Here is a 23,565-nt window from a genome sequence, read left to right as displayed (position 1 = left end):
ACCCTGCCCCTGTCCCCACCCCCGGCGGGAGGGCAGCATGATCCCCGCGCCGGACCGCCCGGCCCGTGAGAGGAGTGCGTTCGATGACGAACGACGCCGTCGTGGTGACCCGAGACGACCAGGCGGCCGTGGCGGTCGTGCGGATGAACCGCCCGGACCGTCGCAACGCGCTGACCACCGAGCTCAAGGTGGCGCTGCGCGACGCCCTCGAGGACGTCGGCCAGGACGACAGCGTGCGCGCCGTCGTCCTCGCCGCCGCGGGGCCGGCGTTCTGCGTCGGGCAGGACCTCGGCGAACACGCCGAGACCCTGCGCTCGGGCGACCCGGACGCCATGCGCACCGTGCCCGAGCACTACAACCGCATCACCTCGGCGCTCGCGACGATGCCCAAGCCCGCGATCGCCGCGATCGGCGGCACCTGCGTCGGCGCCGGCCTCGGGTTCGCGCTGGCCTGCGACCTGCGCGTCGCCGCGGCCGGGGTGCGCTTCGCGACGGCGTTCTCCGGCATCGGGTTCGGCGGCGACTCCGGGCTCTCCGCGACGCTGGCCCACGCCGTCGGCGCCTCGCGGGCCACCGACCTGCTCATGCTCGGCGACACCTTCACCGCCGAGTCGGCGCGCGACTGGGGGCTCGTGCGCGAGGTGGTCGCCGCCGAGGAGCTCGACGACAAGGCGCTCGCCCTGGCCCGCAAGCTCGCCGCCGGGCCGACCGCGGCCTACGCCGAGATCAAGGTCGCGATCGCGCTGGGCACCGTCTCGTCGCTGCCGTCCGTGCTCGAGCACGAGGGCGCGGCCCAGTCGCGCCTCGCGAAGACCGAGGACCACCGCAACGCCGTCGAGGCGTTCCTCGCGAAGGAGAAGCCGACCTTCACCGGGCACTGACCGGGACCTTCCGGCCGGCGGTCCCGGGTGCCATGATCCGCCGCGCAGATCCGTTCGTCCGGGGAGGCGGCTACATGGCATCGGCGCGCGATCTCGTGATGGAGGCCCGGGCCCACGTGGACGGCCTCACCCCGTCGCAGGTCGCGGCCGAGCTGGCGCAGGGCGACCGGCTGCTCGTCGACGTCCGGGAGGCGGACGAGACCGCGGCGGGCACCATCCCGGGAGCGACGCCCGTGCCCCGCGGCCTGCTCGAGTTCGCCGCCGACCCCGGCACGCCGATGCACGTCCCCGGCTTCGACCCCGCGCGACGGGTCATCTGCTTCTGCTCGGGCGGCGGCCGCTCCGCGCTCGCCGCGCGGAGCCTCCAGTCGCTGGGCTACACCGACGTGGCCCACCTCGACGGCGGCTTCGGCGCCTGGACCGCCGACGGGCGGCCCGTCGCGCCGCCGCCCTGAGCCCCCGACGCGGACCCCGCGCCCTCAGCGGCCGGCGGCCTCCGCGGCGGCGAGGACCGCGTCGATGGTGACCTTCGGGTTCGACACCATCGAGACGTGGGAGCCGGCCACGTCGGTGATCGTCGAGCCGGCGCGCTCGGCCATCCGCCGCTGGGTGTCCGGGGGGATGACCCGGTCCTCGGTGCCCACCACGGCCCAGCTCGGCAACGATCTCCACGCGGCGTCGGCCCCCGGCGTCAGATTCGCACTCAGGGTGATCGGGCGCTGACTCTCGACGATCCGCCAGCGGTCGTCCTCCGGCAGATCCTGCGCGAATGCCCCGTGCACCGTGTCGGGCTTCAGGAAAGCCTCGACATCTCCTTCGGGCGCCCCGGGATATCCGGCGAGATCGAGCACGGTGGTCGGATCGGGGACGTCGAGCGCCGATCCCGATCCCCCGAGGATCTGGAAGACCGTCTCGCCGGCGTCGGGGATGAACGCGTCGACGTAGACCAGCGCCCGCACGTCACCGGCGCCGGCCGCGGCGTTCGTGATGACGAAGCCGCCGTAGGAATGGCCGACCAGCACCACGGGGCCCGTCGCGCGCTGGGCGACGAACGAGGTGACGTAGGGAGCATCCGTGGTCACGCCGCGCAACGGATTGGGTGGCGTGAGCACCGTGTATCCGCGATTCCTCAGCTCACGCGCGACGGGATTCCAGCTCGAACCGTCCGCCCAGGCGCCGTGGACCAGGACAATCGTCGCTTCCGGCACTTTTCCGCCCCCAGCAGTGTGTGGTCACTGTTCCGAGGTCGAACCTAGGGGGACGGTCGGTCACCGTTCAACGACCTCGTTCTCCGGGCCTACGTCAGCTGGGACTCCCGCTCCGCCCAGAACACCGCGCGCAGTTCCCGCTTGAGGATCTTCCCGGCGCCCGACTTCGGCAGCGGCTCGACGCGGGTCTCGATGCTGCGCGGGACCTTGTAGCCGGCGATCGTGCGGCGGCAGTGCGCCACGAGCTCCTCGGCGAACCCATCGGCGTCCTCGGGCTGGGAGCGCAGGACGACGACGGCGTGCACCGACTCGCCGAACCGCTCGTGCGGCACACCGAACACCGCGACCTCGACGACCGAGGGGTGCGCGAACAGGGCGTTCTCGACCTCGGCGCTGTACACGTTCTCGCCGCCCGAGACGATCATGTCCTTGGCGCGGTCGACGAGGAACAGGTGCCCGCCGTCGTCGAGCAGCCCCAGGTCGCCGGACGCGAACCAGCCGTCGCGCAGCGCCGCGGCGGTCTCCTCGGGCTTGTTCCAGTAGCCCGCGGTGACGTTGGCGCCGCGGATCAGCACCTCGCCGACCGTGCCCGGCGGCAGCGGCGCGCGGTCGGCCGGGTCGACGACGATCACCTCGACGCCGACCGCGGCCCGCCCGCACGAGCGCGCCTGCGGGGTGTCGAGCAGGTGCTGCTCGCCGGGCAGGAGGGTGACGATCGGCGAGGTCTCGGTCAGCCCGTAGATGTGCAGCATCTCGGCGTCCGGGAACGCGCCGTGGGTGCGGCGCAGCAGCTCGACCGCGGCGGGCGACGACCCGTGCGAGAGCCAGCGCAGGCTCGACACCCTGCGCGGGCGGGCGGTCTGCTCGGCAGCGAGCGCGTCCATCATCGTCGGCACCACGAGCGTCGCGGTGACGCCGTGGCGCTCGACGAGGTCGAGGACGCCGTCCGGGGTGAACGCCGGGCACATCACCTGTGTCCCGCCGGCCCACACGGTGGCGAGCGCGCCGATCGTGCCGGCCGCGTGGAACATCGGCGCGACCACGAGCCAGCGGGTGTCCGCGGTGAACGGCCAGCAGGCCATGAAGTGGAACGCGTTGGCGACCAGGTTGCCGTGCGTGAGCATCACGCCCTTGGCCGCCCCGGTGGTGCCTCCGGTGTAGAAGATGCCGGCGAGGTCGTGCTCGGCGGGCTCGCGCAGCGGGGCGGTGGGTGCGGCGTCGGCGAGCAGCGCCTCGTACTCGGTGCTCGTGTCGACGACGCGCAGGTCGGGGTCGAGGCCGTCGAGCGCGCGGTCGGCGAACAGCACGCGGGCCCCGGCGTCGCGCAGGGCGTAGGTCCGCTCGGCGGCGGTGTGGCGCACGTTCAGCGGGACGATGACGAGCCCGTGACTCGGCAGGCCGAGGTAGAGCTCGAGGTAGCGATGACAGTTCGCGCCCAGGACGCCGACGCGGTCGCCGGGGCGCAGCCCCAGGGCCGTGAGCAGCCCGCCGAGGCGCGCGATGCGGTCGGCCAGCTCGGCGTAGTCGACGGTCTGCTCGCCGCACACCACGGCCGTGCGCCCGCGGGCGGTGGCCAGCGCGCGGCGCAGGGCGGCACCCATGGTGCGCGTCGCGTTGCCCGCGTCGCCCGCCGGCGCGAGGTCGTGGAGGGTCTCGGGCGTCGTCATCGAGCAGCTCCGGGGAACACGCTGCGTGGTGGGCGCAGTCGAACGATCGTTCGGTCGGCTCGACGGTAGCAGTGACCCGCCCCACGCGGCCAGGCACGAGGATGCTGGGTACCGGCCTCCGGCGCCAGGGACGGCGTTCCGGCGAAGGGGCCCCCTCGCCCCTCTATCCGAGCGAAGGTGCCCTTCGCTCGGAACCGGGCGGCGCACACGATCACCCGGCCCGCCTCTGGCCTCATGACCCGGTCGGGGCCGTAGATTCCCCGGCGTGACCGGCACGCGACCCCCCGCCCCCGAGGGCGAGCGACCGGCGGGGCCCGCGCGGGAGCGGCGGTCCCGGCCGACGTACGACCCGTCGAGCCTCGTCGAGGTCGCCGCGCGGGTGTTCAACGAGCGCGGCTACGACGCCACGAGCATGGAGGACCTCTCCGCGGCCGCCGGCATCACCAAGTCGTCCTTCTACCACCACGTGCGCGGCAAGGAGGCGCTGCTGCGCGCGGCGCTCGAGCGGGCGCTCGACGGGTTGTTCGGCATCCTCGACGAGCCGGGCGCGTCGTCGGGCAGCCCGCTGACCCGGCTGCGCCACATCGTGCGCCGGCAGGTCGAGGTGCTCGTCGCCGAGCTGCCGCACGTGACCCTGCTGCTGCGCCTGCGCGGCAACACCGAGACCGAGCGCTGGGCGCTGGCCCGGCGCCGCGAGTTCGACGCGGCCATCGCCGCCCTGGTCCGCGAGGCCTCGGCCGCCGGGGAGCTGCGCGCCGGCATCGACCCGACCGTCGGCGCCCGCCTGCTCTCGGGGCTCGTGAACTCGCTCGTCGACTGGTACCGCCCGGGACGCGTCGCCGTGGACGACCTCGTCGCCGAGGTCGACCGGATGGCGTTCGAGGGCCTGCTCGCCCAGAAGGCACCTGCGCCGGACGTCCGGTCGACCTAGGCTCGGGCCCGTGCCGCTGGAGTTCTCCGAGCAGCCCGAGACCGGCCTCGTCGCGGTCACCCTGACCGACGGCGACGGCGAGGTGCTGCAGACGCGGGTGGTCGCGGCCGACGAGATCGGGCGCATCGCGGCCCGGGCGCGCGCCGCGGTCGAGCGCAGCGAGCGCACCGGCGACCCGGGGCTCTACGTCACGCTCGACGAGCTCATCGACGGGTCGTCAGGTCCTGCTTGAACCCCGCGTGGCTGGCGGTGAACCCCAGCCGCTCGTAGAAGCGGTGCGCGGCGGCCCGTGACGCGTCGCTCGTCAGCTGCACGAGCCCGCAGCCACGCCGCCGGGCCTCGTCCACCGCCCAGCCGACCAGCAGCGCGCCGTACCCCCGGCCCCGGCACCGCTCGTCGACGTGCACCGACTCGAGCTGGGCACGCCGCGTGCCGCGCCGGCCGAGGCTCGGCAGCACCGTGAGCTGCAGGGTGCCGACCGTCCCGCCGTCGGCCTCGTCGAGGCAGACGAGCAGGTGGGCGGGGTCGGCGTCGATCTCGGCGAACGCCGCCGCGTAGGGCGCGAGGTCACCGAGCGCGTCGCCCCGCCCGGCGCTCACCGGGTCGGCGGCGATCAGCCCGACCAGCGCGGGCACGTCCGCGGCCCGGGCCCGGCGCACCGTCAGCGCCCCGTCCGCCAGCGTCGCGAGCACGTCCATGCCGGCGATCCTGCCCGCGTGGGGAGCAGCGAGGGCGTCCTTCACTGCTTCCCACGCACCCAGGGACGCCCTCGCTCCACCCGCGCGAGCCACCCCGCACGAGCCACCCCGCACGAGACGGTTGCGGAGTCGGGGTCCGGTGCGTCACCATCAACCGAACGAACATTCGGTACGGAGGTGGCCACCGATGACCGTGACCGAGCACGAGCTCGAGGCCCAGTTCGAGCGCACCGTGGCGTCCGAGGGCCGCGTCGAGCCCCGCGACTGGATGCCCGAGGGCTACCGCAAGACCCTCATCCGCCAGATCGCCCAGCACGCGCACTCCGAGATCATCGGGATGCAGCCCGAGGGCAACTGGATCCTGCGCGCCCCCAGCCTGCGGCGGAAGGCCATCCTGCTGGCCAAGGTCCAGGACGAGGCCGGCCACGGGCTCTACCTCTACTCGGCCACCGAGACGCTCGGGGTCGACCGCGGCGAGCTCACCGAGAAGCTGATCGACTCGAAGCAGAAGTACTCGTCGATCTTCAACTACCCCACGCTGACGTTCGCCGACATCGGCGTCATCGGCTGGCTCGTCGACGGCGCCGCGATCGTCAATCAGGTCCCGCTGTGCCGCTCCAGCTACGGGCCCTACGCGCGGGCCATGGTGCGCATCTGCAAGGAGGAGTCGTTCCACCAGCGCCAGGGCTACGAGCTGCTGATGACGCTGATGGCCGGCACCGACGCGCAGCGCGCGATGGTCCAGGACGCGGTCGACCGCTGGTGGTGGCCGTCGCTGATGATGTTCGGCCCCGCCGACGGCGACTCGCCCAACACCCAGCAGTCGATGGCCTGGCGGATCAAGCGCCACACCAACGACGAGCTGCGCCAGCGCTACGTCGACATGACCGTCCCGCAGGCCGAGGCGCTCGGCGTCACGCTGCCCGACCCCGCGCTGCGCTGGAACGACGACCGGCAGGCGCACGACTTCGGCGACATCGACTGGGACGAGTTCATGCAGGTCGTCAAGGGTGCCGGGCCGTGCAACGCCCAGCGCCTGGCCAACCGCCGCGCCGCCCACGAGGGCGGGCAGTGGGTCCGCGACGCGGCCGCCGCGTACGCCGTCAAGCACGCTGCGCGGGAGGTGCCGGCGGCATGAGCATGTCCGACGACACCACCGCCCACGTCGAGGGCGACCCCGCCCGCGACCTGGCGAGCGGTGGCGGACCGAAGGCGACCTGGCCGCTCTACGAGGTGTTCGTGCGCGGCAAGCGCGGGCTCAACCACGTGCACGTCGGCTCGCTGCACGCGCCCGACGACACCATGGCCCTGCACAACGCCCGCAACCTCTACACGCGGCGCAACGAGGGCGTGAGCATCTGGGTCGTGCGCGGCGACGCGATCACCGCGTCCAGCCCGGACGAGAAGGACCCGTTCTTCGCGCCCGCCGGCGACAAGGTCTACCGGCACCCGACCTTCTACGACATCCCCGACGACGTCCCCCACCTCTGATGCACAGCGACGACACCGACCCCGCGCACCACGACGAGAACGTCTACGACGCGCTGGCGACCGCGGACGACGACGGCCGCTGGGCCTTCGGCACCGGGTTCGACGCGGGCACCGCGGAGATCGACGCCCCGGTGCCCGAGGGCGTCGACCGCGCCGACCTCGCGGCCTACTGCCTCATGCTCGCCGACGACGCCCTGATCGCCGCGCAGCGCCTCGCCGGCTGGACGGCCAAGGCGCCCGAGCTCGAGGAGGACGTGGCGCTCGCGAACATCGCGCTCGACCTGCTCGGGCAGGCGCGCGTGCTGCTCTCGCGCGCCGGGCACCTCGGCGCCGCCGAGCCGTTCCGCGCGGGCCCGCAGGACGACGAGGACGTGCTGACCTACTTCCGCGACGACCGGGGGTTCCGCAACGTCACCCTCGTCGAGACCGACCTCGGCGACTTCGGGCGCACCATCGCCTGGATCCTCGTGCTCTCGTCGTGGCGGCTCGCGCTGATGCAGCGCCTCACCGGCAGCCGCGACCCGGTGCTCGCCGCCGTCGCCGGCAAGGCGGTCAAGGAGCTCGCCTACCACCGCGACTACGCCGCCCAGTGGACGCTGCGCCTCGGCGACGGCACCGAGCTCTCCCACGCGCGGATGCAGGCGGGCCTCGACGACGTGTGGCCGTTCGTCGAGGAGCTCTTCCTCCCCCACGACGTCGAGCGCCGCCTCGCCGAGGCGGGCGTCGCCGTCGACCCCGCGGAGCTGCGCGGCGAGGTCGACGGCGTGCTCGAGCAGGTCCTGCCGCTCGCCACCCTGACCCGTCCCGAGCGCGCCGCGGTGGGGCTCGTCGGCGGGCGCGGTGGCCGCGACGGCGTGCACACCGAGTCGCTGGGCACCGTCCTCGCCGTCATGCAGTCGCTGGCCCGCGCGCACCCGGAGGCGACGTGGTGACCGCCGATCTGCTCGACGCTCGCACGGTCGTGGAGGGCGTCGTCGACCCCGAGATGCCGATGCTGACCCTCGCCGACCTCGGCGTGGTGCGCGGCGTCGAGACCGCCGGCGACGGCACGGTGGTCGTGACCATCACCCCGACCTACTCCGGCTGCCCCGCCCTCGAGGAGATGCGCGCCGACCTGCGCCGCAAGCTCCACGCCGCCGGCCACGACCGGGTCGACGTGCGCACCACGTTCAGCCCGCCGTGGTCCACCGACTGGATCTCCGACGCGGGCCGCCGCAAGCTCGCCGAGGCCGGCGTCGCCCCGCCGGCGCACCTCGGCCCCCGGGCGGTGGGTCCGGTGCCGCTCACGCTGGTCGCGCCGTCCCGCGCCGTGGCCTGCCCGCTCTGCGGGGCACCGGACACCGAGGAGACCTCGCGCTTCGGGCCGACCGCCTGCACGGCGCTGCGCCGCTGCCGGTCGTGCGCCGAACCGTTCGAGCACGTCAAGGAGATCTGATGAGCGCCCCCGCCACGGAGGTCCCGACGCCCCGCGCGTCCGGCTTCCACACCCTGCGGGTCGCCGACGTCGAGCGGCTCTGCGACGACGCCGTCGCCGTCCGGTTCGACGTGCCCGACGCGCTGCGCGACGACTACGTGTTCCGGGCCGGCCAGTACCTGACCCTGCGCCTGGAGACCGCCGACGGCGAGGAGCGCCGGTCGTACTCGATCTGCGCGCCCGAGGGCGCCGCCCCGCGGATCGGGGTGCGCCGCGTCGACGACGGGCTGTTCTCGACGTGGCTGGTCGACCGGCTCGGCGCCGGCGACGAGATCGAGGTCGGGCCGCCGCAGGGCCGCTTCAGCCCGGAGGTCGCGCCCGGCGAGCACCACGTGCTCGTCGCCGCCGGCTCCGGGATCACACCGGTGCTCTCGATCGCCGCGACCGTCCTGGCCGCCTACCGCGACACCCGGGTGACGCTGCTCTACGGCAACCGCCGCAGCGACACGGTGATGTTCGGCGAGGACCTCGCCGACCTCAAGGACCGCTACGGCTCGCGCCTGCAGCTCGTCCACGTGCTCTCCCGCGAACCCACCGCCGCCGACCTGTTCAACGGCCGCCTCGACGCCGAGCGCCTGCGCACGCTGGTCGGCGCGCTGGTGCCGGTCGGCGAGGTCGCGCACTGGTGGCTCTGCGGCCCGCTCGGCATGGTCGAGGCGGCGACGGAGGTCATCACCGGCTTCGACGTCGAGCGCCGCCGCGTGCACCGCGAGCTGTTCTACGTCGACGAGCCGCCGCCCGAGGTGCACCGCGCCGAGGACGACGCCGTCGAGGACGACGGGACGGGCGCCACGGTCACCGTGATCGTCAACGGGCGCGCGTCGGTGCTCACCCTGCCGCGCACCGAGCCGGTGCTCGACGCCGCCCAGCGCACCCGCTCCGACCTGCCGTTCGCCTGCAAGGGCGGGGTCTGCGGCACCTGCCGCGCGCAGGTCACCGCCGGCGAGGTCACGATGCGCCGCAACTTCGCGCTCGAGCCCGAGGAGGTCGACGCCGGGTTCGTGCTGACCTGCCAGGCCCTGCCCGTCTCCGACGAAGTCACCGTCGACTACGACGTCTAGAGGATCATCGATGAGCGTCCTGTCCAGCCACGTCCTCGGCGAGTGGGTCACCCCCGACGCCGAGGGCCGCCCCGTGAGCGACGCGGTCACCGGCGAGGAGATCGGCCGGCTCGCCACCGACGGCATCGACATGGCCGCGGTCGCCGGCTACGGCCGCCGCGTCGGCGGGCCCGCGCTGCGCGAGCTGTCGTTCCACCAGCGCGCGTCGCTGCTCAAGGCCCTCGCCGGGTACCTGCGCGAGCACCGCGAGGAGCTCTACGCCGTCTCGGCGCGCACCGGCGCCACGAAGGGCGACGCGAAGTTCGACGTCGACGGCGGCATCGGTGTGCTGCAGGTGTACGCGTCGCTGGGCAAGCGCGAGCTGCCCGCGTCCGGGCCGTGGCTCGACGGCGACGTCGTGCCGCTGAGCAAGGGCGGCACCTTCGTCGCCCAGCACGTGATGACCCCGCTGCAGGGCGTCGCGGTGCAGGTCAACGCCTACAACTTCCCCGTCTGGGGCCCGCTGGAGAAGCTCGCCCCCGCGTTCCTCGCCGGCGTCCCGTCGATCATCAAGCCGGCGACGCCCACCGCGTTCCTCACCGCCGAGCTGGCGCGGCTGATCGTCGCGTCGGGGCTGCTGCCCGACGGCGCGGTCCAGTTCCTCGCCGGCTCGGTCGGCGACCTGTTCGACCACCTCACCGAGCAGGACCTCGTCTCGTTCACCGGCTCGGCCTCCACCGCGCGGCAGCTGCGCACCCACCCGGTGCTCTCGGCGCGCGCGGTGCGCTTCACCGCGGAGGCCGACTCGCTGAACTGCTCGATCCTCGGACCGGACGCGACGCCGGGGACGCCGGAGTTCGACCTCTACGTCGGCCAGCTCGTCACCGAGATGACGGTGAAGGCCGGGCAGAAGTGCACGGCGATCCGGCGCGCGTTCGTGCCCGCCGCGCAGGCCGACGCGGTGGTCGAGGCGGTGCGGGACAAGCTCGCGCAGGTCGTCGTCGGCGACCCGTCGGCCGAGGGCGTGACCATGGGCGCGCTGGCCGGGCTCGAGCAGCGCGAGGAGGTCCGCCGCTCGCTGAAGTCGCTGATGGACGGCGCCGAGGTGGTGTTCGGCGACCCCGAGCAGGTCGAGGTCCGCGGCGCCGACGCGCAGCGGGGCGCGTTCCTGTCGCCGGTGCTGCTGCGCGGGTCGGCCGACAGCGCCGCGGTGCACGAGGTCGAGGCGTTCGGGCCGGTCTCCACGGTCGTGCCGTACTCCTCGGCGGGCGAGGTCGTCGAGCTCGCCGCGCGCGGCCAGGGCTCGCTCGCCGGGTCGGTGGTCACCGCCGACGCGGAGTTCGCCCGCGAGGTCGTGCTCGGCGTGGCGCCGTGGCACGGCCGCCTGCTGGTGCTCGACCGCGCCGACGCGAAGGAGTCGACGGGCCACGGCTCGCCGATGCCCCAGCTCGTGCACGGCGGCCCGGGCCGGGCCGGCGGCGGCGAGGAGCTGGGCGGGCTGCGCGGCGTCGCCCACCACATGCAGCGCAGCGCCGTCCAGGGGTCCCCGGACATGCTCTCGGCGATCACCGGGCGGTGGGTGCCGGGCAGCGCGCGCACCGTCACCGACGAGCACCCGTTCCGCAAGCACCTCGAGGACCTGCGCCCCGGCGACACCGTCGTCGGCGGCCCGCGGCGGGTCACCGAGGCCGACGTCGCGCACTTCGCCGAGTTCACCGGCGACACCTTCTACGCCCACCTCGACGCCGAGGCCGCCGCCGCGAACCCGTTCTTCGGGGAGCGCGTGGCCCACGGCTACCTCGTGGTGTCGTTCGCGGCGGGGCTGTTCGTCGATCCGGCGCCGGGACCGGTGCTCGCCAACTTCGGCGTGGACGACCTGCGCTTCCTGACGCCGGTGAAGTTCGACGACGAACTGACGATCACGCTCACGGCCAAGCAGATCTCGCCGCGCGCGTCGGCCGCGTACGGCGAGGTGCGCTGGGACGCGGAGGTCGTCAACGGCAACGGTGACCCGGTGGCCAAGTACGACGTGCTGACGCTGGTGGCCAAGCGCTCCGAGGCCGCCGATGCCTGAGATCGTCTCGTCCGTCCGCCGCATGTGGGACGACGACGCCGCCTCGCGGAAGCTCGGGATGGAGCTGCACGAGGCGGCGGACGGGCGGGCGCGCATCTCGATGCCGGTGACCGAGGAGATGGTCAACGGCCACGGCATGTGCCACGGCGGCTACCTGTTCCTGCTCGCCGACTCGACGTTCGCGTGCGCCTGCAACTCGGCGGGGCCCGTCGCGGTGGCGGCCGCCGCGGACGTCGTGTTCGTCGCGTCGGCGCACCTCGGCGACGTGCTGGCGGCCGAGGCGACCGAGCGGGTGGCCTACGGGCGCAGCGGCGTCTACGACGTCACTGTGACCCGCCCGCGCGACGGGCAGGTCATCGCCGAGTTCCGTGGGCACAGCCGGACGTTGCGGAGCAGCTAGCAGCCGGTCGATCACACTCCGTGTGTGGACAATCGGCCCGTTGTCGCTCTCCTGACGCAACGGCTGTCGTCGATCGCCACGGTGCGTCATGCTCGGGGTCCCTACCGGGAAGGGAGTACCGGGTGATCGCGGAGTGGCTGCAGTCGATCCCGCCGCTGGCGGTGTACCTCACCGTCCTGGGGGTGGTCGGGATCGAGAGCTTCGGTATCCCGCTGCCCGGCGAGATCGTGCTGGTCAGCGCGACGCTGATGGCCACCCGCCCGGAGCTCGCGATCTCGGCGATCTGGGTCGCGACGGCGGCGCTGATCGGCGCGGTGGTGGGTGACTCCATCGGCTTCGCCGTCGGGCGCCGCTACGGCATCGGGCTGCTCGAGGCGGCCGGCCGGCGGTTCCCCAAGCACTTCGGCCCCGGGCACGTCGCCATCGCCGAGCGGGCGTTCGAGCGGTGGGGCGTCATGACCGTGATCGTGGGCCGCTTCATCGCGATCCTGCGGATCCTCGCGGGCCCGCTCGCGGGCGCGCTGAAGATGCCCTACCGCAAGTTCATGCCGGCCAACGTCGTCGGCGGCGTCCTCTGGACGTTCGGCACGACGGCGGCGGTGTACGCGCTGGGGATCGCGGCCGAGACCTGGCTCAAGCGGTTCTCGTGGGCGGGGCTGATCGTCGCGGTCCTCGTCGGGCTGACCGTCGGGTTCCTCGTCAAGAAGCGCGTCATCGGGCTGCTCACCCGGCCGGAGGAGGGTGCGCCCGCGTCCTGAGCGGGTAGACCCCCGGGCCCGAACGCACCCGTCGCGAGGAGGCCCCCGGTGGCCGACGCCCCGTTCCCGGACTTCGACCACGCCACGGTCGACACGATCAAGCACCGCATCCGCTCGCTCGAGCGCGGCGAGGTGGAGCACCTGCTCGAGCACGAGCGCGCCCACTCCTCGCGGATGCCGGTGATCGAGGTGCTGCGTACCCGGATCGCCGAGCTCGACGCGGGCGCGGAGCCGTCCGGCGGCGACCAGAGCGAGGCGCGCGAGGGCGGCACCGCCCACGGCTCGCCGGTCTCCCCCGACGGCGCCGCCCAGCCCGGCCCGCCCGACCGCCACGGCCTGCGCCAGGTGACCTGGGGTGGCTAGCGCCACGTGAGCGCACTACCTCGCGAAGTGGCGGCTGATGACCAGGCGCTGGATCTGGTTGGTGCCCTCGAAGATCTGCATGATCTTGGCCTCGCGCATGTAGCGCTCCACCGGGAAGTCGCGGGTGTAGCCGTAGCCGCCGAACACCTGCACGGCGTCGGTGGCGACCTTCATGGCCGCGTCGGTGGCCACGAGCTTGGCCACGCTGGCCTGGCGCCCGTAGGGCCGGCCGAGGTCGCGGCGGCGCGCCGCGTCCAGGTAGGTCGCGCGCGCCGAGTCGACCGCGGCGGCCATGTCGGCCAGCACGAACCCGAGCCCCTGGTGGTCGACGATCTTGCGGCCGAACGTCTCGCGCTCGTTCGCGTAGTCCACCGCCGCGTCCAGCGCCGCCTGCGCGAGCCCCACCGCGCACGCCGCGATGCCCAGGCGCCCGGAGTCCAGCGCCGAGAACGCGATCTCCAGGCCCTGGCCCTCGCGGCCGATCAGCCGGTCGCCGGAGAGGACGGCGCCGTCCCAGTTGGCGGTGGTGGTCGGCACCCCGTGCAGACCCATCTTCTCCTCGGGCTTCCCCCAGGTCAGCCCCTCGGTCTGCCCGGGCGCGAGGAAGCACGAGATGCCGCGCGAGCCCTCGCCGGTCCGGGCGAACAGGGCGTAGAAGTCGGCCCGGCCGCCGTGGGTGATCCACGCCTTGGTGCCCGTGATCTCGTACCCGCCATCGGTAGTCGACGCCTTGCACCGCAGCGCCGCCGCGTCCGACCCGGCCTGCGGCTCGGAGAGCGAGTAGCCGCCGATCAGCCCGCCGCCGAGCATGTCGGGCAGCCATCGCTGCTGCTGCTCGGCCGTGCCGAACGTGGCCAGCGGGAAGCACGACAGCGAGTGCACGCTCGTCGCGACGGCGACCGCCGCCCAGCGCGCCGCGAGCTCCTCGAGCACCTGCAGGTAGACCTCGTAGGGCTGCGCGCCGCCACCCATGTCCTCGGGGTAGGGCAGGCCCAGCAGCCCCGCCTCGCCGAGCGTCGCGAACAGGCCCTCGGGGTAGGTCTCGGCCCGCTCGTGCTCCTCGACCCGCGTCGCGAGCTCCTTGTCCGCGAGGTCGCGGGTCAGGTCCAGCAGGTCCTCGGCCTCCTGGGTGGGCAGCAGCCGGTCGACGGGCATCGCAGCACTCCTATCGGTACTCAGAACGGTCCTAGAGTATCGATAGAAGGAGCGTTAGGGTAGGGCCCGTGTCCGCTCCGACCCCGGTGCGCCGCGGTGCCGCCCGCCACTCGGAGCTCTTCGACGCCCTCATCGACCTGCTGCTCGCCGAGGGGTTCGCCCACCTGACACTCGACGACGTCGCCGCCCGCCTGCGCTGCTCGAAGCGCACCCTCTACGCGCTGGCCGGGTCGAAGGAACAGCTCGTGCGGGCGGCGGTCGTGCGCTTCTTCGAGCGCGCCACCGGGCGCGTCGAGGCCGCCGTCGACGCCTGCGCGGCGCCCGCCGACCGCGTCGCCGCCTACCTGCGCGCCGTCGCGGCCGAGCTCGCACCCGCCTCGGCCCGGTTCTTCGACGACATGGCCGCGTTCCCGCCCGCCGCCGAGGTCTACGCGCGCAACACCGGGGCCGCCGCCCGGCGCGTCGGCGAGCTGATCGCCGAGGGCGTCGCGGCCGGGGACTTCCGCGACGTCCCGGTGTCCTTCGCCGCCGAGACGGTGGCGACGACGATGGTGGCGATCCAGCAACGCCGCATCGCCGGCGCCACGGGCCTCGCCGACGCCGAGGCCTACGAGGCGCTCGCGGCGCTACTCCTGCACGGCCTCACGCGGTCCTGAGCGCGCCCCCACGCGCACAGGGCCCGGAGGGGCGGGATGAGCAGCCGGTAGACCGGGCGCACCCACGGGCCCGGGAGCGTGCCGTGGCGCTCCTCCTCCCAGACCCGCGCGCGTGGGTGCTCCTCGAGCAGGCGCAGCGCGAGGGACCCGTGGGGACCCGCCGGCGACGCGGTGCGCAGCTCGATCCGGCTGAGGTGCTTGGTGCTGACGAAGCCGTACTGGCTCGGGCTGACGAGCCGGACCGGGGCGCCGTGGTCGCTGTCGAGCGGGCGGCCGTCGAGGTTCTCGGCGAGCAGGACGTCGCTGGCCAGGGCGTCCTCGAGCGTCACGACCGACCGGTGGTGGTCGAGCCCGGCGAAGACGACGTGGGTGACGGTGGCAGCCGGGTCGAGAGCGGGTCCGAGGACCTCGCGGTAGAAGTCGTCGAACCCGACGCCCTCCCAGCGCAGGTCGAGCGCCGACCAGCCGGCGACGCAGTGGAAGTCGGCGGTGAGCTCCCGGCGCGGCAGGCGCGCGAGGTCGGCGAGCGGCACCGAGAAGGAGGCGCGCACGGCCCCGCGGATCTCGATCGCGTGGTCGGCGGGGACCTCGGGGGCGGGATGGTGGAGGTGGGTGCCGAAGCGCGGGAACCCCTCGACCGGGCGCTGGCCGGGCGGCAGCCGCAGGCCGTGGGCGAGGTCGTGTGTCGCGGTCATCGCGTTCCCCCTTCTATACGGGGTCGTATACGCCACCGACGCTAGCAGCGTCTGTACGGTGCCGTACAGACCCGCAGACCGAGGAGGGACGCCGCCCGTGGCGCTCGCCCGCACGCCCCGCCACCGCTGGATCGACGCGGGGCTCCAGGTGCTGGCCACCGGCGGGCCGGACGCCGTGCAGATCGAGTCCCTGGCGCGCTCGCTGGGCGTGAGCAAGGGCGGGTTCTACGGCTACTTCGCCGACCGGCCCGCCCTCCTCACCGAGGTGCTCGACGCGTGGGAGGCGCGCAGCACCGACCAGGTCCTCGCCCAGGTCGAGCAGGAGGGCGGCGACGCCCGGACGAGGGCGCGGCGGGCCGCCGAGCTCACGTTCAGCCCCGAGCTGCGCCCGATCGACCTCGCCGTCCGCGACTGGGCCCGGCGCGACGCCGCGGTCGCCGAGCGCCTGCGGCGCGTGGACGACCTGCGCATCGCCTACCTGCGCGAGCAGCTGGCGCCGGTGTGCACCGACGAGGACGACCTCGAGGCCCGCTGCCTGATCGCCTTCTGCGTGGCGGTCGCCGACCCCCTCGTCGCCGCCGGCCACGGCAGCCGCACCCGCGCCGAGGTGCTCCGGACCGTGCAGCGCCGGCTCTTCGCGCCACCGCCCGAGGGACCGTAGCCTCGGGCCGGTGAGCGAGGCGGGGACACGCGGCGGCACGGTCATCACCGATCTCGAGCAGCTGCGGGAGGTCGTCGGCGAGCCGATGGCGCGGGCCGTGACCAAGGTGCGCCCGGTCCTCGACGACGTCGACCGGGCGTTCATCGACAGCTCGACGCTGCACCTGATCGCCACCTCCGGCGCCGACGGCTCGCTGGACGTCTCCCCCAAGGGCGACCCGGCCGGGCGGTGCTCGTCGCCGACGACCGGACCCTGCTGCTGCCCGACCGGCCCGGCAACCGCCGCGTCGACGGAATGATCAACATCCTGGGCGACCCCCACGTCGCCCTGCTGTTCCTCGTGCCGCTGCGCCGCGACACGCTGCGGGTGAACGGGCGCGCGCGGCTGCTCCTCGACGCCGACGACGCGGCCGCCTTCGAGGTCCGCGGCCACCGTCCGCGCATCGTCATCGAGGTCACCGTCGACGAGGTCTTCTTCCACTGCCCCAAGGCGCTCATGCGCTCCGGGCTCTGGGACCCGGAGTCCTGGTCGCCCACCGACCTCCCGAGCGTCGCCGAGATCGCGCACCGGACGAGCCCCGACTCCTCGCTCGACGAGCTGGAGCAGCGCTACGCCCCGGACAACTACCGCACGCTCCTGTACTGAGCGGACGAGCTCCGGGAGGCGAGACGCACCGTCACGAGCGCCGCGACCCCGACCAGCACGAGCACCGCTGTCACGACGAGGGCGACGGTCGACCCGTCGAGGGGTGTGGCGGTGGGCTCGCCGTGGCGGTCGATCCAGATCCGCCGCGTCGCGCCCACCTCCGGTCGGCCCGGCAGGTACAGGTCCTCGACGTGCTCCCGGCCACGGCCGTCGATCCAGCGCGCCCGCACGAGCCCGTCGTCGGGGACCAGCGCGTTCTCGTCGGGGTAGACCGGCGGCCCGATCGCCAGCACCGTGGCGACGGTCCGGTGCGCGAGGGGATCGTCACCGTCGGCGGCCCGGGCACCGAGCTCGGTCCCGACCGGCAGCGCGAGGACGATCAGCAGCACGGCCGCGGCCGACACGAGCCCCCGCGCGCTCACCGGCCGTTCCCCCGCGTCGCGAGGAACCGGGCGAGCCCCGCATCGACGTCGTCCGAGCCGACCGTGCCGGCGAACCAGGCGGCCTCGACGGCGAGCCCGTCGTCGATCGGCAGGTCGATGCCCTGGGTCACCGCGCGCAGGCACGCCGCCACCGCGCCCGGGGCGTGCCGGGTGATGCGGTGGGCGAGCGTGTGGGCCCGGTCCAGCAGCTCGTCGCCCGGGACGACCGCGTTCACCAGCCCGATCTCGGCGGCGCGGTGGGCGTCGACCGGATCGCCGGTCAGGATCATCTCCAGGCCGCGCTTGCGCCCGACGTGCCGCGGCAGGCGCTGCGAGCCCCCGAACGGCGGCGGGAAGCCCAGGGTGATCTCCGGCTTGGCGAAGGTCGCGTGCGCGGCCGCGATCGCCAGCGGCGCCGCCTCGGTGATCTCGCACCCGCCGCCGTGGGCGAGACCGTTGACCGCCACGATCACCGGCTTCGCGTACCGCTCGATGCGGCGCGTCAGGCCCTGTCCCCGGCGCACGATCTCGCGCAGCGCCTGCTCCCGCCCGCCGGCGATGCTCCCGGCCAGCGACGGGATGTCGGCCCCCGCGCTGAACGCCCGCTCGCCCGCGCCGGTCAGCACCACGGCGCGCACCGTGTCGTCGCCCTCGATGTCGTCCAGCACGGCGAGGAGGCGGTCGATCGTCGGGTAGTCGAGCGCGTTCAGCTTCTCCTCGCGCCGGATGGTGACGGTCGCGACGTCCCAGTGGTGTTCCACGTCGACGGTCATGGGAGCTCCTCGATCTCGGTGGGGTGCCGCAGCAGGGGACGGGACGCGACCGCGGCCCGGAGCTCGACGGTGCCGTCGTGGCGGCGGCCGACCACGGTCGCCGCGACCTCGCCGAGGACGCCGCGGGCGACGCGGAGCGCGCGCTCGTCGTCGAGCCGGACGTGCGCGACGACCTCCCGGCCGCGCCACCCGGGGTCGGTCAGCGCGTGGCGCAGCAGCCGCCGGCCCAGCCCGCGGCCCTGCCACGGGTCGGCCACGAGGACGGCGACCTCGACGCGGTCCGGCCCCGCCGCCACGTGCCCGCCGCACCCGGCGAGGACGCCGTCGACGACGACGCCGAACTGGGTGCGCGAGGCGAGGTGGAGCGCCAGCGATGCCACCACGCGGTCGGCCTGCGGCGCCGCCGCCGTGTGGAACCGCGCCGCGAGCGTGCCGGGTGAGCACCGCCCGACGAGGTCGGCCAGCCGCTGCCCGCCGTCGCCGGCCACCTGGGCCAGCGGTGCCACGACGACCGTGTCCGGTGCGCCGCGGTGCTCGTCGACGTCGGGTCGCACGGTCACCGCCTCGTCCGGGGCCTCGGCCGCTCCCGTCGGCGGCCCACCGCGATGACACGCGGCGCCGCGACGTCCCGGCAACGGCGCGGACGTGCCGCGTCAGCGGTGCGTCAGAGCACCCGCCTGACGGCCCGCTGACGCCGGCGCGGCCGCCGGGTTGTGGAGCACCGGGTCGCGGCTCTAGAGACATCGTCATGGAGAACGCGGGCGACGACGCCGCGCCGGCGACGACGCCGCGGCCCCGTTTCCTGGTCCTCGGCCCCGTGGCGCTGCGCCGGGACGACGGGACCGCGGCCGTGCTCACCGGCCGCCGGGACCGCCTGCTGCTGGCGATGCTGCTCGCCGCCGACGGCAGCGTCCCCGTGGACGCGATCGTCGAGGCCGTGTGGGGGCGGGCGCCCGGGCACAACGCGCTGCAGGCCCGGGTGTCGCACCTGCGCCGCCTCGTCGGGCCGTCACGCCTCCGGCACGACCAGGGCTCCTACCGCCTCGTCGCGCCCGCGTCGGACCGGGACGACGGCCTCCTCGCCCGGGCCGTCGACGAGGCGCAGCGCCTGCTCCTGCGGGGCGAGGCCGAGTCGGCCCTCGCGACCCTGCGCCCGGCGCTCGCCCTGGTCCGGGGCCGGCCCTACGGCTCCGGGACGGGCATCCCGACCGTGGACGCCGCCGCGGCCCGGGCGCGCGACCTCGTCGCCCGCGCCCGGGAGGTCGAGATCCGCGCCCTCCTGGAGAGCGGCGACGGCGCCGCGGCCGTCTCCGCGAGCCGGGCCCGCACCATCGAGCACCCCGGTCAGCAGGCGGGGTGGGTCCTGCTCGTCGCCGCGCTCGAGCGGTGCGGACGGCGCGCGGAGGCACTGGCGGAGTACGACCGCGCCGAGCGGGTCCTCGCGGAGCGCGGCGCGGGCCCGCCCGGCGACGAGCTGCGGTCGCTGCGCCTGCGCCTGCTGGCCGCCGAGCGGGGGGAGCGACGACCGGCCACCGCGGGCCCGGGGGTCCTCCAGCCGACGGACATGATCCGGTGGCTGGACACCCACGGGCACCGGGCCGCCGCGCTCGACCTCGCCGTGCGGTGCGCCTGGGGCTGGTGGCTCGCCGGGGACCGGTCCCGGGGCCGGCTGGTCCTGCTCGACCTGTACGGCGAGGCACCGCGGTCGCTCGCGGGCCGGTTGTGGGCCTGCGCGCTCGCCGCCCACGACCGGGAGGAGCCGGTGGCCCTGTCCGAGGCGCAGCGGCTCGTCGAGGGCCGGGTCCGCGCCGATCACCCGGTGACGGGATCGCAGGAGGGGCTCGCCCTGCTCCTGCTGGCCGACCGGCGCGCCGAGCGCGGCGAGCCCGAGAAGGCGCGTGCGTTCCTCGCCGCGGCGGCCCCGGCGGTCGACGCCACCGGGCACCGGTGGGGCCACGCCCTCGCCGACCTCGTGCACGGCCGGCTGCTCCTCGCCACCGGCGACCCCGACCGGGCGCGGGTCCGGGCGGCGCGGGCCGAGCAGGTGTTCCGGGAGCAGGCCGACTCCGCCGGGCGGATGCGTGCGCTCGAGCTGCTCGCCGCGCTCGACGAGGCCGCCGCGGACCTGGCCCGCGCGGTGTCCCGCTACACGGAGGCCTGGCGGATCGCCACCGAGTGCGGCTGGGTGTACGCGCGCTGCCAGCTCTCGGTCCACCTCGGCAGCGCGACCCACGTCGGCGGCGACCACGCGGCCGGCACCGCGCGGCTCGCCGAGGCGGTCGCCCTCGCCGAGCACCTGGGGTCGCCGTCGATGTTCGCCTGGTCGCGCAACAACCTGGCGCTGGCGCAGGCCCGCTCCGGCGACGCCGCCGGTGCCGAGCGCGGCCACCGGCTCGCCCTCGAGTGGTACCGCTACGCCGGCTCGACCGCCGGGATCGCGCTCACCGCCGCGGCGCTGGCGCGGGTGACCTCCGCGACGGACGCGGCGGCCCTGCTGGACCTGGCCGGCCGGAGCGCCGCCGCGACCGGCGATCCCCGGGCCCTCGCCTACGTCGCCGAGAGCCGGGCCGTCCTCGCCGACGACGCCGAGGCGGCCGGCGAGCACCTCCGGGAGGCCCGGCGCCTGCGCTCCACGCGCGGCGGCGCGCGGCCCGTCGGCGAACAGCCCGACGTGGACGCCCTCGAGACGCGGCTCGCCCGGCCGACGGCGTGACCGCGCGACCGCGCCCGCTCTCCCTGCTCGCCGGGCTCTGCGTCCTCGAGTTCAGCAGCTGGGGAGTCTCGGGCTGGTGGGGGCGGGCCAGGTGGTCGGACGGCTGCTGTTCGTGCCGCTGCGCCGTCGGGGCACCCCCGGCACCCGCACCACGACCCAGGTGTCGCTGAGCGCGGCGTCGATCGAGCTCCTCGCCGCCGTCCCCCGGCCGCCCGTGCTCGTGACGTGCGGCGCCGTGCTCTGCGGCGCGGTGCGGGGGGCGCACACGCTCTCGGTCGCCACGGCCGTCTCCGACCGGTGGGGCACGGAGCCCTACGCCACGCTCCTCGGCCGCTTCCACGGCGTCGTCGCCGTCGCCATGGCGGTCGGTCCGGCCCTGGGCACCGCCGTCGCCCTCGCGCTCGGCTCGTACCGGCTCGCCGCGCTCCTCCTGGCCGTCCTCTGCCTGTCCGCCGTGCTCCCCGCCCGGCGGAGCTGAGCCCGGCCACGACTGGTCCGCAAGAATCTCCGCCGGACCTGTCGATCCGGGCCGGGGCCGTTCGTGGAGGGGTGTGCGGGCGCCGGGCCCGCACACCGTGCCGTACCGACCGAGGAGGACCCCATGGCCCACTACCTGCTCAGCGTCGTCACCCCGAGCGACGGCGAGATGCCGTCCGAGGACGAGATGAACGTGATCATGGGCAACGTCGCGAAGCTGCAGGCGGACATGCAGGAGGCCGGCGTCTGGGTGTTCTCCGGCGGGCTCGAGGCGCCGGACACCGCGACCGTCCTGCGGCGCAGCGGCGACGACGTGCTGGTCACCGACGGCCCGTTCGTCGAGCTCAAGGAGTACGTCGGCGGTCTGACGATCATCGACGCCCCCGACCTCGACGCCGCCCTGCACTGGGGCCGGCGCTCCACCGAGGCCGTCGGCCTGCCGATCGAGGTCCGGCCGTTCCACTGGGCCCCGTGACACCCGCGCCCTCCTCGGTGACGATCACGCGGATCGTCACCGAGGAGTACGGGCGGTGCGTGGCGACGCTGACGCGCGTCCTCGGCGACATCGACCTCGCCGAGGACGCCGTGCAGGACGCGCTCACCGTCGCGCTGACCCGCTGGCCCGCCGACGGCGTCCCGCCGAACCCGGGCGGCTGGATCGTCACCACCGCCCGCCGGCGCGCGCTCGACCGCCTGCGCCGCGACGCCGTCGGGCGCGACAAGGAGGCCCGCGCGGCGCGCGAGGAGCCCGAGCAGGACGAGCCCGAGGAAGGAGGACCGGTGCACGACGACCGCCTGCGCATGATTTTCACGTGCTGCCACCCGGCCCTCGCCCTGCCCGCGCGGGTCGCGCTGACGCTGCGCCTGCTCGGCGGCCTCGAGACCCCCGAGATCGCCCGCGCGTTCCTCGTCGGGGAGCCGACGATGGCCCAGCGGATCGTCCGCGCCAAGAACAAGATCCGCGCCGCCCGCATCCCCTACCGCGTGCCGCGCGACGCCGACCTCCCCGACCGCGTGCCCGGCGTCCTCGCCGTCGTCTACCTGGTCTTCACCGAGGGGCACGCGACGGCGACCCGCGACGACCTCGCCGCCGAGGCGATCCGGCTGGGCCGCCTGCTGGCCGAGCTGATGCCCGACGAGCCCGAGGTGCTCGGCCTGCTCGCGCTGATGCTGCTCACCGAGGCCCGCCGGCCGGCGCGGACGGCCGCGAACGGCTCGCGGGTGCTGCTCGCCGACCAGGACCGCACGCGGTGGGACGCCGCGCTCGTCGCCGAGGGCCTCGACCTCGTCCGGCGCTGCCTGCGGCGTGACGCGCCCGGGCCCTACCAGCTCCAGGCGGCGATCAACGCCGTGCACGCCTCGGCGCCGGACACCGCGGCCACCGACTGGGCGCAGATCGTCGCGCTGCACGACCAGCTGCTCGCCCTCGCACCGAGCCCGACCGTCGCGCTCAACCGGGCCGTCGCGCTGGCCGAGACCGCGGGTCCGGCAGCCGCGCTGGTGATCGTCGAGGAGCTCGCCGCGCGCCTCGACCGCTACCACCTGCTGCACGCGGTCCGCGCCGACCTGCTCGGCCGGCTGGGCCGCGACGCCGAGGCGCGCGACGCGCTCGACGCGGCGCTCGCGCGCACCGACGACCCGGACGACCGGGCGCTGCTCGCCGCCCGCCGCGACGCTGCGGGGCAACGATCGCCACACCCGTCCCGGGGGCAGGATGGGGACCATGAGCGCGGAGCCCCCCGAGATGCGGATCGGCGACCGTGAGCGCAGGGCCACCGACGACACGCTGCGCACCGCCCTCGACGACGGCGTGCTGACCCTCGTCGAGTACGACGAGCGCACCCAGCAGGCCTGGGCGGCGCGCACGCAGCGTGAGCTCGACGCCCTGGTCGCCGACATCCCCGGCGCCGCCCCCGCGCCCGCCCCCACGCCGGCGGTCGCCGCCGCGCCGGCGGCACCCCGCACGCCGTGGCACGAGCGGCTGGGCAAGGCGGTCGTACCGCTCGTCGTCGCGGCGGCGGCCGTGTTCGTGGGCGGGCACCTCGTCACCGCCGACGACGGGGCGAGCGTGTTCGGCAACCGCACGGTGCAGGCGACGCCCGGCGACACCGAGGTGCAGGTCGGCACCCTGTTCGGCCGGACCGAGGTGGTCGTGCCGCCCGGGATGGTCGCGCGCACCACCGGGACGATGATCTTCGGAAGCACGCGCTGCGAGCAGGCCTGCCAGCTGCCGCCGGGCGGGGCGACGCTGCCCGAGGTGGTCGTCGACGCCAACGGCGCGTTCGGCAACGTCCAGGTCGTCACCCCCGCCGAGGCCGCCCGGGGCGGGCTGCGCGACCGCGACGATGACGACGACTGACGACCCCATGTGAGCGAACTTCGG

General features: G+C 75.1%; 30 protein-coding genes. 22 read left to right on the top strand and 8 right to left on the bottom strand.

The window, feature by feature from the left end:
• The first annotated feature begins 83 nt into the window (after nucleotides 1-83).
• A complete protein-coding gene (locus ACFPK1_RS15565) occupies nucleotides 84-881 on the top strand; it encodes an enoyl-CoA hydratase/isomerase family protein (RefSeq protein ID WP_378021835.1) in 798 nt (265 codons plus the stop codon).
• 74 nt (nucleotides 882-955) lie between these two features.
• Complete coding sequence (locus ACFPK1_RS15560) at nucleotides 956-1,336, top strand: rhodanese-like domain-containing protein (RefSeq protein ID WP_378021834.1); 381 nt, start codon at nucleotides 956-958, stop codon at nucleotides 1,334-1,336.
• Nucleotides 1,337-1,360: 24 nt separating this feature from the next.
• Here the strand turns inward: ACFPK1_RS15560 and ACFPK1_RS15555 are convergent, their stop codons facing one another.
• Nucleotides 1,361-2,089, bottom strand: a complete 729-nt coding sequence (locus ACFPK1_RS15555; protein WP_378021833.1) for an alpha/beta fold hydrolase — start codon at nucleotides 2,087-2,089, stop codon at nucleotides 1,361-1,363.
• Nucleotides 2,090-2,178: 89 nt separating this feature from the next.
• A complete protein-coding gene (locus ACFPK1_RS15550; RefSeq protein ID WP_378021832.1) occupies nucleotides 2,179-3,756 on the bottom strand; it encodes a class I adenylate-forming enzyme family protein in 1,578 nt (525 codons plus the stop codon).
• Between the two features lie 265 nt (nucleotides 3,757-4,021).
• Between ACFPK1_RS15550 and ACFPK1_RS15545 the strand changes: the two genes are divergently transcribed.
• Nucleotides 4,022-4,687: a TetR/AcrR family transcriptional regulator gene (locus ACFPK1_RS15545; protein ID WP_378021831.1), complete on the top strand. Its 666-nt coding sequence runs from the start codon at nucleotides 4,022-4,024 to the stop codon at nucleotides 4,685-4,687.
• A 10-nt stretch (nucleotides 4,688-4,697) separates the two neighbouring features.
• Nucleotides 4,698-4,919 carry a hypothetical protein gene (locus ACFPK1_RS15540; protein WP_378021830.1) on the top strand — a complete coding sequence of 74 codons (222 nt, stop codon included), beginning with the start codon at nucleotides 4,698-4,700 and terminating at the stop codon, nucleotides 4,917-4,919.
• On the opposite strand, the gene ACFPK1_RS15535 is transcribed toward ACFPK1_RS15540, so the two are convergent.
• Entirely contained in the window at nucleotides 4,891-5,385 is a 495-nt protein-coding gene (locus ACFPK1_RS15535) for a GNAT family N-acetyltransferase (protein ID WP_378021829.1), read from the bottom strand. The two genes, ACFPK1_RS15540 and ACFPK1_RS15535, sit on opposite strands and share 29 nt — an antisense overlap.
• Nucleotides 5,386-5,572: 187 nt before the next feature.
• Between ACFPK1_RS15535 and paaA the strand changes: the two genes are divergently transcribed.
• The 9 genes from paaA (at nucleotide 5,573) to ACFPK1_RS15490 (ending at nucleotide 12,985) form a co-directional block, all read left to right on the top strand.
• Nucleotides 5,573-6,523 (top strand): 1,2-phenylacetyl-CoA epoxidase subunit PaaA, encoded by a 951-nt coding sequence (paaA, locus tag ACFPK1_RS15530; RefSeq protein WP_378021828.1) that lies wholly within the window; start codon nucleotides 5,573-5,575, stop codon nucleotides 6,521-6,523.
• Nucleotides 6,524-6,525: 2 nt separating this feature from the next.
• The gene (paaB, locus tag ACFPK1_RS15525; RefSeq protein ID WP_378021931.1) at nucleotides 6,526-6,876 is read left to right on the top strand and encodes a 1,2-phenylacetyl-CoA epoxidase subunit PaaB; all 351 of its coding nucleotides are present in this window, start codon (nucleotides 6,526-6,528) and stop codon (nucleotides 6,874-6,876) included.
• Complete coding sequence (paaC, locus tag ACFPK1_RS15520) at nucleotides 6,876-7,808, top strand: 1,2-phenylacetyl-CoA epoxidase subunit PaaC (protein ID WP_378021827.1); 933 nt, start codon at nucleotides 6,876-6,878, stop codon at nucleotides 7,806-7,808. The genes paaB and paaC overlap by 1 nt, the downstream gene beginning before the upstream one ends.
• Nucleotides 7,802-8,311: a 1,2-phenylacetyl-CoA epoxidase subunit PaaD gene (gene paaD / locus ACFPK1_RS15515; protein ID WP_378021826.1), complete on the top strand. Its 510-nt coding sequence runs from the start codon at nucleotides 7,802-7,804 to the stop codon at nucleotides 8,309-8,311. The genes paaC and paaD overlap by 7 nt, the downstream gene beginning before the upstream one ends.
• Complete coding sequence (gene paaE / locus ACFPK1_RS15510; RefSeq protein WP_378021825.1) at nucleotides 8,311-9,411, top strand: 1,2-phenylacetyl-CoA epoxidase subunit PaaE; 1,101 nt, start codon at nucleotides 8,311-8,313, stop codon at nucleotides 9,409-9,411. Before paaD ends, paaE begins: the two co-directional genes overlap by 1 nt.
• Nucleotides 9,412-9,421: 10 nt before the next feature.
• Nucleotides 9,422-11,464, top strand: a complete 2,043-nt coding sequence (gene paaZ, locus ACFPK1_RS15505) for a phenylacetic acid degradation bifunctional protein PaaZ (RefSeq protein ID WP_378021824.1) — start codon at nucleotides 9,422-9,424, stop codon at nucleotides 11,462-11,464.
• Between the two features lie 22 nt (nucleotides 11,465-11,486).
• Nucleotides 11,487-11,864, top strand: a complete 378-nt coding sequence (paaI, locus tag ACFPK1_RS15500) for a hydroxyphenylacetyl-CoA thioesterase PaaI (RefSeq protein ID WP_378021930.1) — start codon at nucleotides 11,487-11,489, stop codon at nucleotides 11,862-11,864.
• Nucleotides 11,865-11,986: 122 nt separating this feature from the next.
• A complete protein-coding gene (locus ACFPK1_RS15495) occupies nucleotides 11,987-12,622 on the top strand; it encodes a DedA family protein (RefSeq protein ID WP_378021823.1) in 636 nt (211 codons plus the stop codon).
• Between the two features lie 48 nt (nucleotides 12,623-12,670).
• Nucleotides 12,671-12,985: a DUF8129 domain-containing protein gene (locus ACFPK1_RS15490; protein WP_378021822.1), complete on the top strand. Its 315-nt coding sequence runs from the start codon at nucleotides 12,671-12,673 to the stop codon at nucleotides 12,983-12,985.
• A gap of 15 nt (nucleotides 12,986-13,000) precedes the next feature.
• Here ACFPK1_RS15490 and ACFPK1_RS15485 read toward each other — a convergent pair whose 3' ends face one another.
• Nucleotides 13,001-14,140 (bottom strand): acyl-CoA dehydrogenase family protein, encoded by a 1,140-nt coding sequence (locus ACFPK1_RS15485; RefSeq protein ID WP_378021821.1) that lies wholly within the window; start codon nucleotides 14,138-14,140, stop codon nucleotides 13,001-13,003.
• A 68-nt stretch (nucleotides 14,141-14,208) separates the two neighbouring features.
• Between ACFPK1_RS15485 and ACFPK1_RS15480 the strand changes: the two genes are divergently transcribed.
• On the top strand, nucleotides 14,209-14,796 hold the full coding sequence (locus ACFPK1_RS15480; protein WP_378021820.1) for a TetR/AcrR family transcriptional regulator: 588 nt from the start codon (nucleotides 14,209-14,211) through the stop codon (nucleotides 14,794-14,796).
• Here the strand turns inward: ACFPK1_RS15480 and ACFPK1_RS15475 are convergent.
• Nucleotides 14,748-15,491, bottom strand: coding sequence for a molybdopterin-dependent oxidoreductase (locus tag ACFPK1_RS15475; protein ID WP_378021819.1), 744 nt, complete (start codon nucleotides 15,489-15,491; stop codon nucleotides 14,748-14,750). The two genes, ACFPK1_RS15480 and ACFPK1_RS15475, sit on opposite strands and share 49 nt — an antisense overlap.
• 97 nt (nucleotides 15,492-15,588) lie before the next feature.
• Here ACFPK1_RS15475 and ACFPK1_RS15470 point away from each other — a divergent pair, with 97 nt between their 5' ends.
• The 3 genes from ACFPK1_RS15470 to ACFPK1_RS15460 are packed head-to-tail and all read left to right on the top strand — an operon-like array spanning nucleotide 15,589 to nucleotide 16,797.
• Nucleotides 15,589-16,152 carry a TetR/AcrR family transcriptional regulator gene (locus ACFPK1_RS15470; protein ID WP_378021818.1) on the top strand — a complete coding sequence of 188 codons (564 nt, stop codon included), beginning with the start codon at nucleotides 15,589-15,591 and terminating at the stop codon, nucleotides 16,150-16,152.
• 10 nt (nucleotides 16,153-16,162) lie between these two features.
• Nucleotides 16,163-16,450, top strand: coding sequence for a PNPOx family protein (locus tag ACFPK1_RS15465; RefSeq protein WP_378021817.1), 288 nt, complete (start codon nucleotides 16,163-16,165; stop codon nucleotides 16,448-16,450).
• Nucleotides 16,381-16,797 carry a pyridoxamine 5'-phosphate oxidase family protein gene (locus ACFPK1_RS15460; protein WP_378021816.1) on the top strand — a complete coding sequence of 139 codons (417 nt, stop codon included), beginning with the start codon at nucleotides 16,381-16,383 and terminating at the stop codon, nucleotides 16,795-16,797. Before ACFPK1_RS15465 ends, ACFPK1_RS15460 begins: the two co-directional genes overlap by 70 nt.
• On the opposite strand, the gene ACFPK1_RS15455 is transcribed toward ACFPK1_RS15460, so the two are convergent.
• The 3 genes from ACFPK1_RS15455 to ACFPK1_RS15445 are packed head-to-tail and all read right to left on the bottom strand — an operon-like array spanning nucleotide 16,776 to nucleotide 18,552.
• Nucleotides 16,776-17,219, bottom strand: coding sequence for a hypothetical protein (locus tag ACFPK1_RS15455; RefSeq protein ID WP_378021815.1), 444 nt, complete (start codon nucleotides 17,217-17,219; stop codon nucleotides 16,776-16,778). The two genes, ACFPK1_RS15460 and ACFPK1_RS15455, sit on opposite strands and share 22 nt — an antisense overlap.
• The gene (locus ACFPK1_RS15450) at nucleotides 17,216-17,992 is read right to left on the bottom strand and encodes an enoyl-CoA hydratase-related protein (RefSeq protein WP_378021814.1); all 777 of its coding nucleotides are present in this window, start codon (nucleotides 17,990-17,992) and stop codon (nucleotides 17,216-17,218) included. The genes ACFPK1_RS15455 and ACFPK1_RS15450 overlap by 4 nt, the downstream gene beginning before the upstream one ends.
• On the bottom strand, nucleotides 17,989-18,552 hold the full coding sequence (locus tag ACFPK1_RS15445; protein ID WP_378021813.1) for a GNAT family N-acetyltransferase: 564 nt from the start codon (nucleotides 18,550-18,552) through the stop codon (nucleotides 17,989-17,991). The genes ACFPK1_RS15450 and ACFPK1_RS15445 overlap by 4 nt, the downstream gene beginning before the upstream one ends.
• Nucleotides 18,553-18,740: 188 nt before the next feature.
• Between ACFPK1_RS15445 and ACFPK1_RS15440 the strand changes: the two genes are divergently transcribed.
• The 5 genes from ACFPK1_RS15440 to ACFPK1_RS15420 all read left to right on the top strand — a co-directional run bounded on the left by ACFPK1_RS15440 (nucleotide 18,741) and on the right by ACFPK1_RS15420 (nucleotide 23,541).
• Nucleotides 18,741-20,705, top strand: a complete 1,965-nt coding sequence (locus ACFPK1_RS15440) for an AfsR/SARP family transcriptional regulator (protein ID WP_378021812.1) — start codon at nucleotides 18,741-18,743, stop codon at nucleotides 20,703-20,705.
• 76 nt (nucleotides 20,706-20,781) lie between these two features.
• Nucleotides 20,782-21,183: an MFS transporter gene (locus ACFPK1_RS15435; RefSeq protein ID WP_378021811.1), complete on the top strand. Its 402-nt coding sequence runs from the start codon at nucleotides 20,782-20,784 to the stop codon at nucleotides 21,181-21,183.
• 123 nt (nucleotides 21,184-21,306) lie between these two features.
• The gene (locus ACFPK1_RS15430) at nucleotides 21,307-21,657 is read left to right on the top strand and encodes a YciI family protein (RefSeq protein WP_378021810.1); all 351 of its coding nucleotides are present in this window, start codon (nucleotides 21,307-21,309) and stop codon (nucleotides 21,655-21,657) included.
• The gene (locus ACFPK1_RS15425) at nucleotides 21,654-22,946 is read left to right on the top strand and encodes an RNA polymerase sigma factor (protein WP_378021809.1); all 1,293 of its coding nucleotides are present in this window, start codon (nucleotides 21,654-21,656) and stop codon (nucleotides 22,944-22,946) included. The genes ACFPK1_RS15430 and ACFPK1_RS15425 overlap by 4 nt, the downstream gene beginning before the upstream one ends.
• Nucleotides 22,906-23,541, top strand: coding sequence for a DUF1707 SHOCT-like domain-containing protein (locus ACFPK1_RS15420; RefSeq protein ID WP_378021808.1), 636 nt, complete (start codon nucleotides 22,906-22,908; stop codon nucleotides 23,539-23,541). Before ACFPK1_RS15425 ends, ACFPK1_RS15420 begins: the two co-directional genes overlap by 41 nt.
• Nucleotides 23,542-23,565 lie beyond the last annotated feature (24 nt).

It is taken from the genome of Actinomycetospora rhizophila, from assembly GCF_042657905.1.
Lineage (GTDB): Bacteria > Actinomycetota > Actinomycetes > Mycobacteriales > Pseudonocardiaceae > Actinomycetospora > Actinomycetospora rhizophila.
This window is presented reverse-complemented; position numbering and strand designations above follow the sequence as displayed.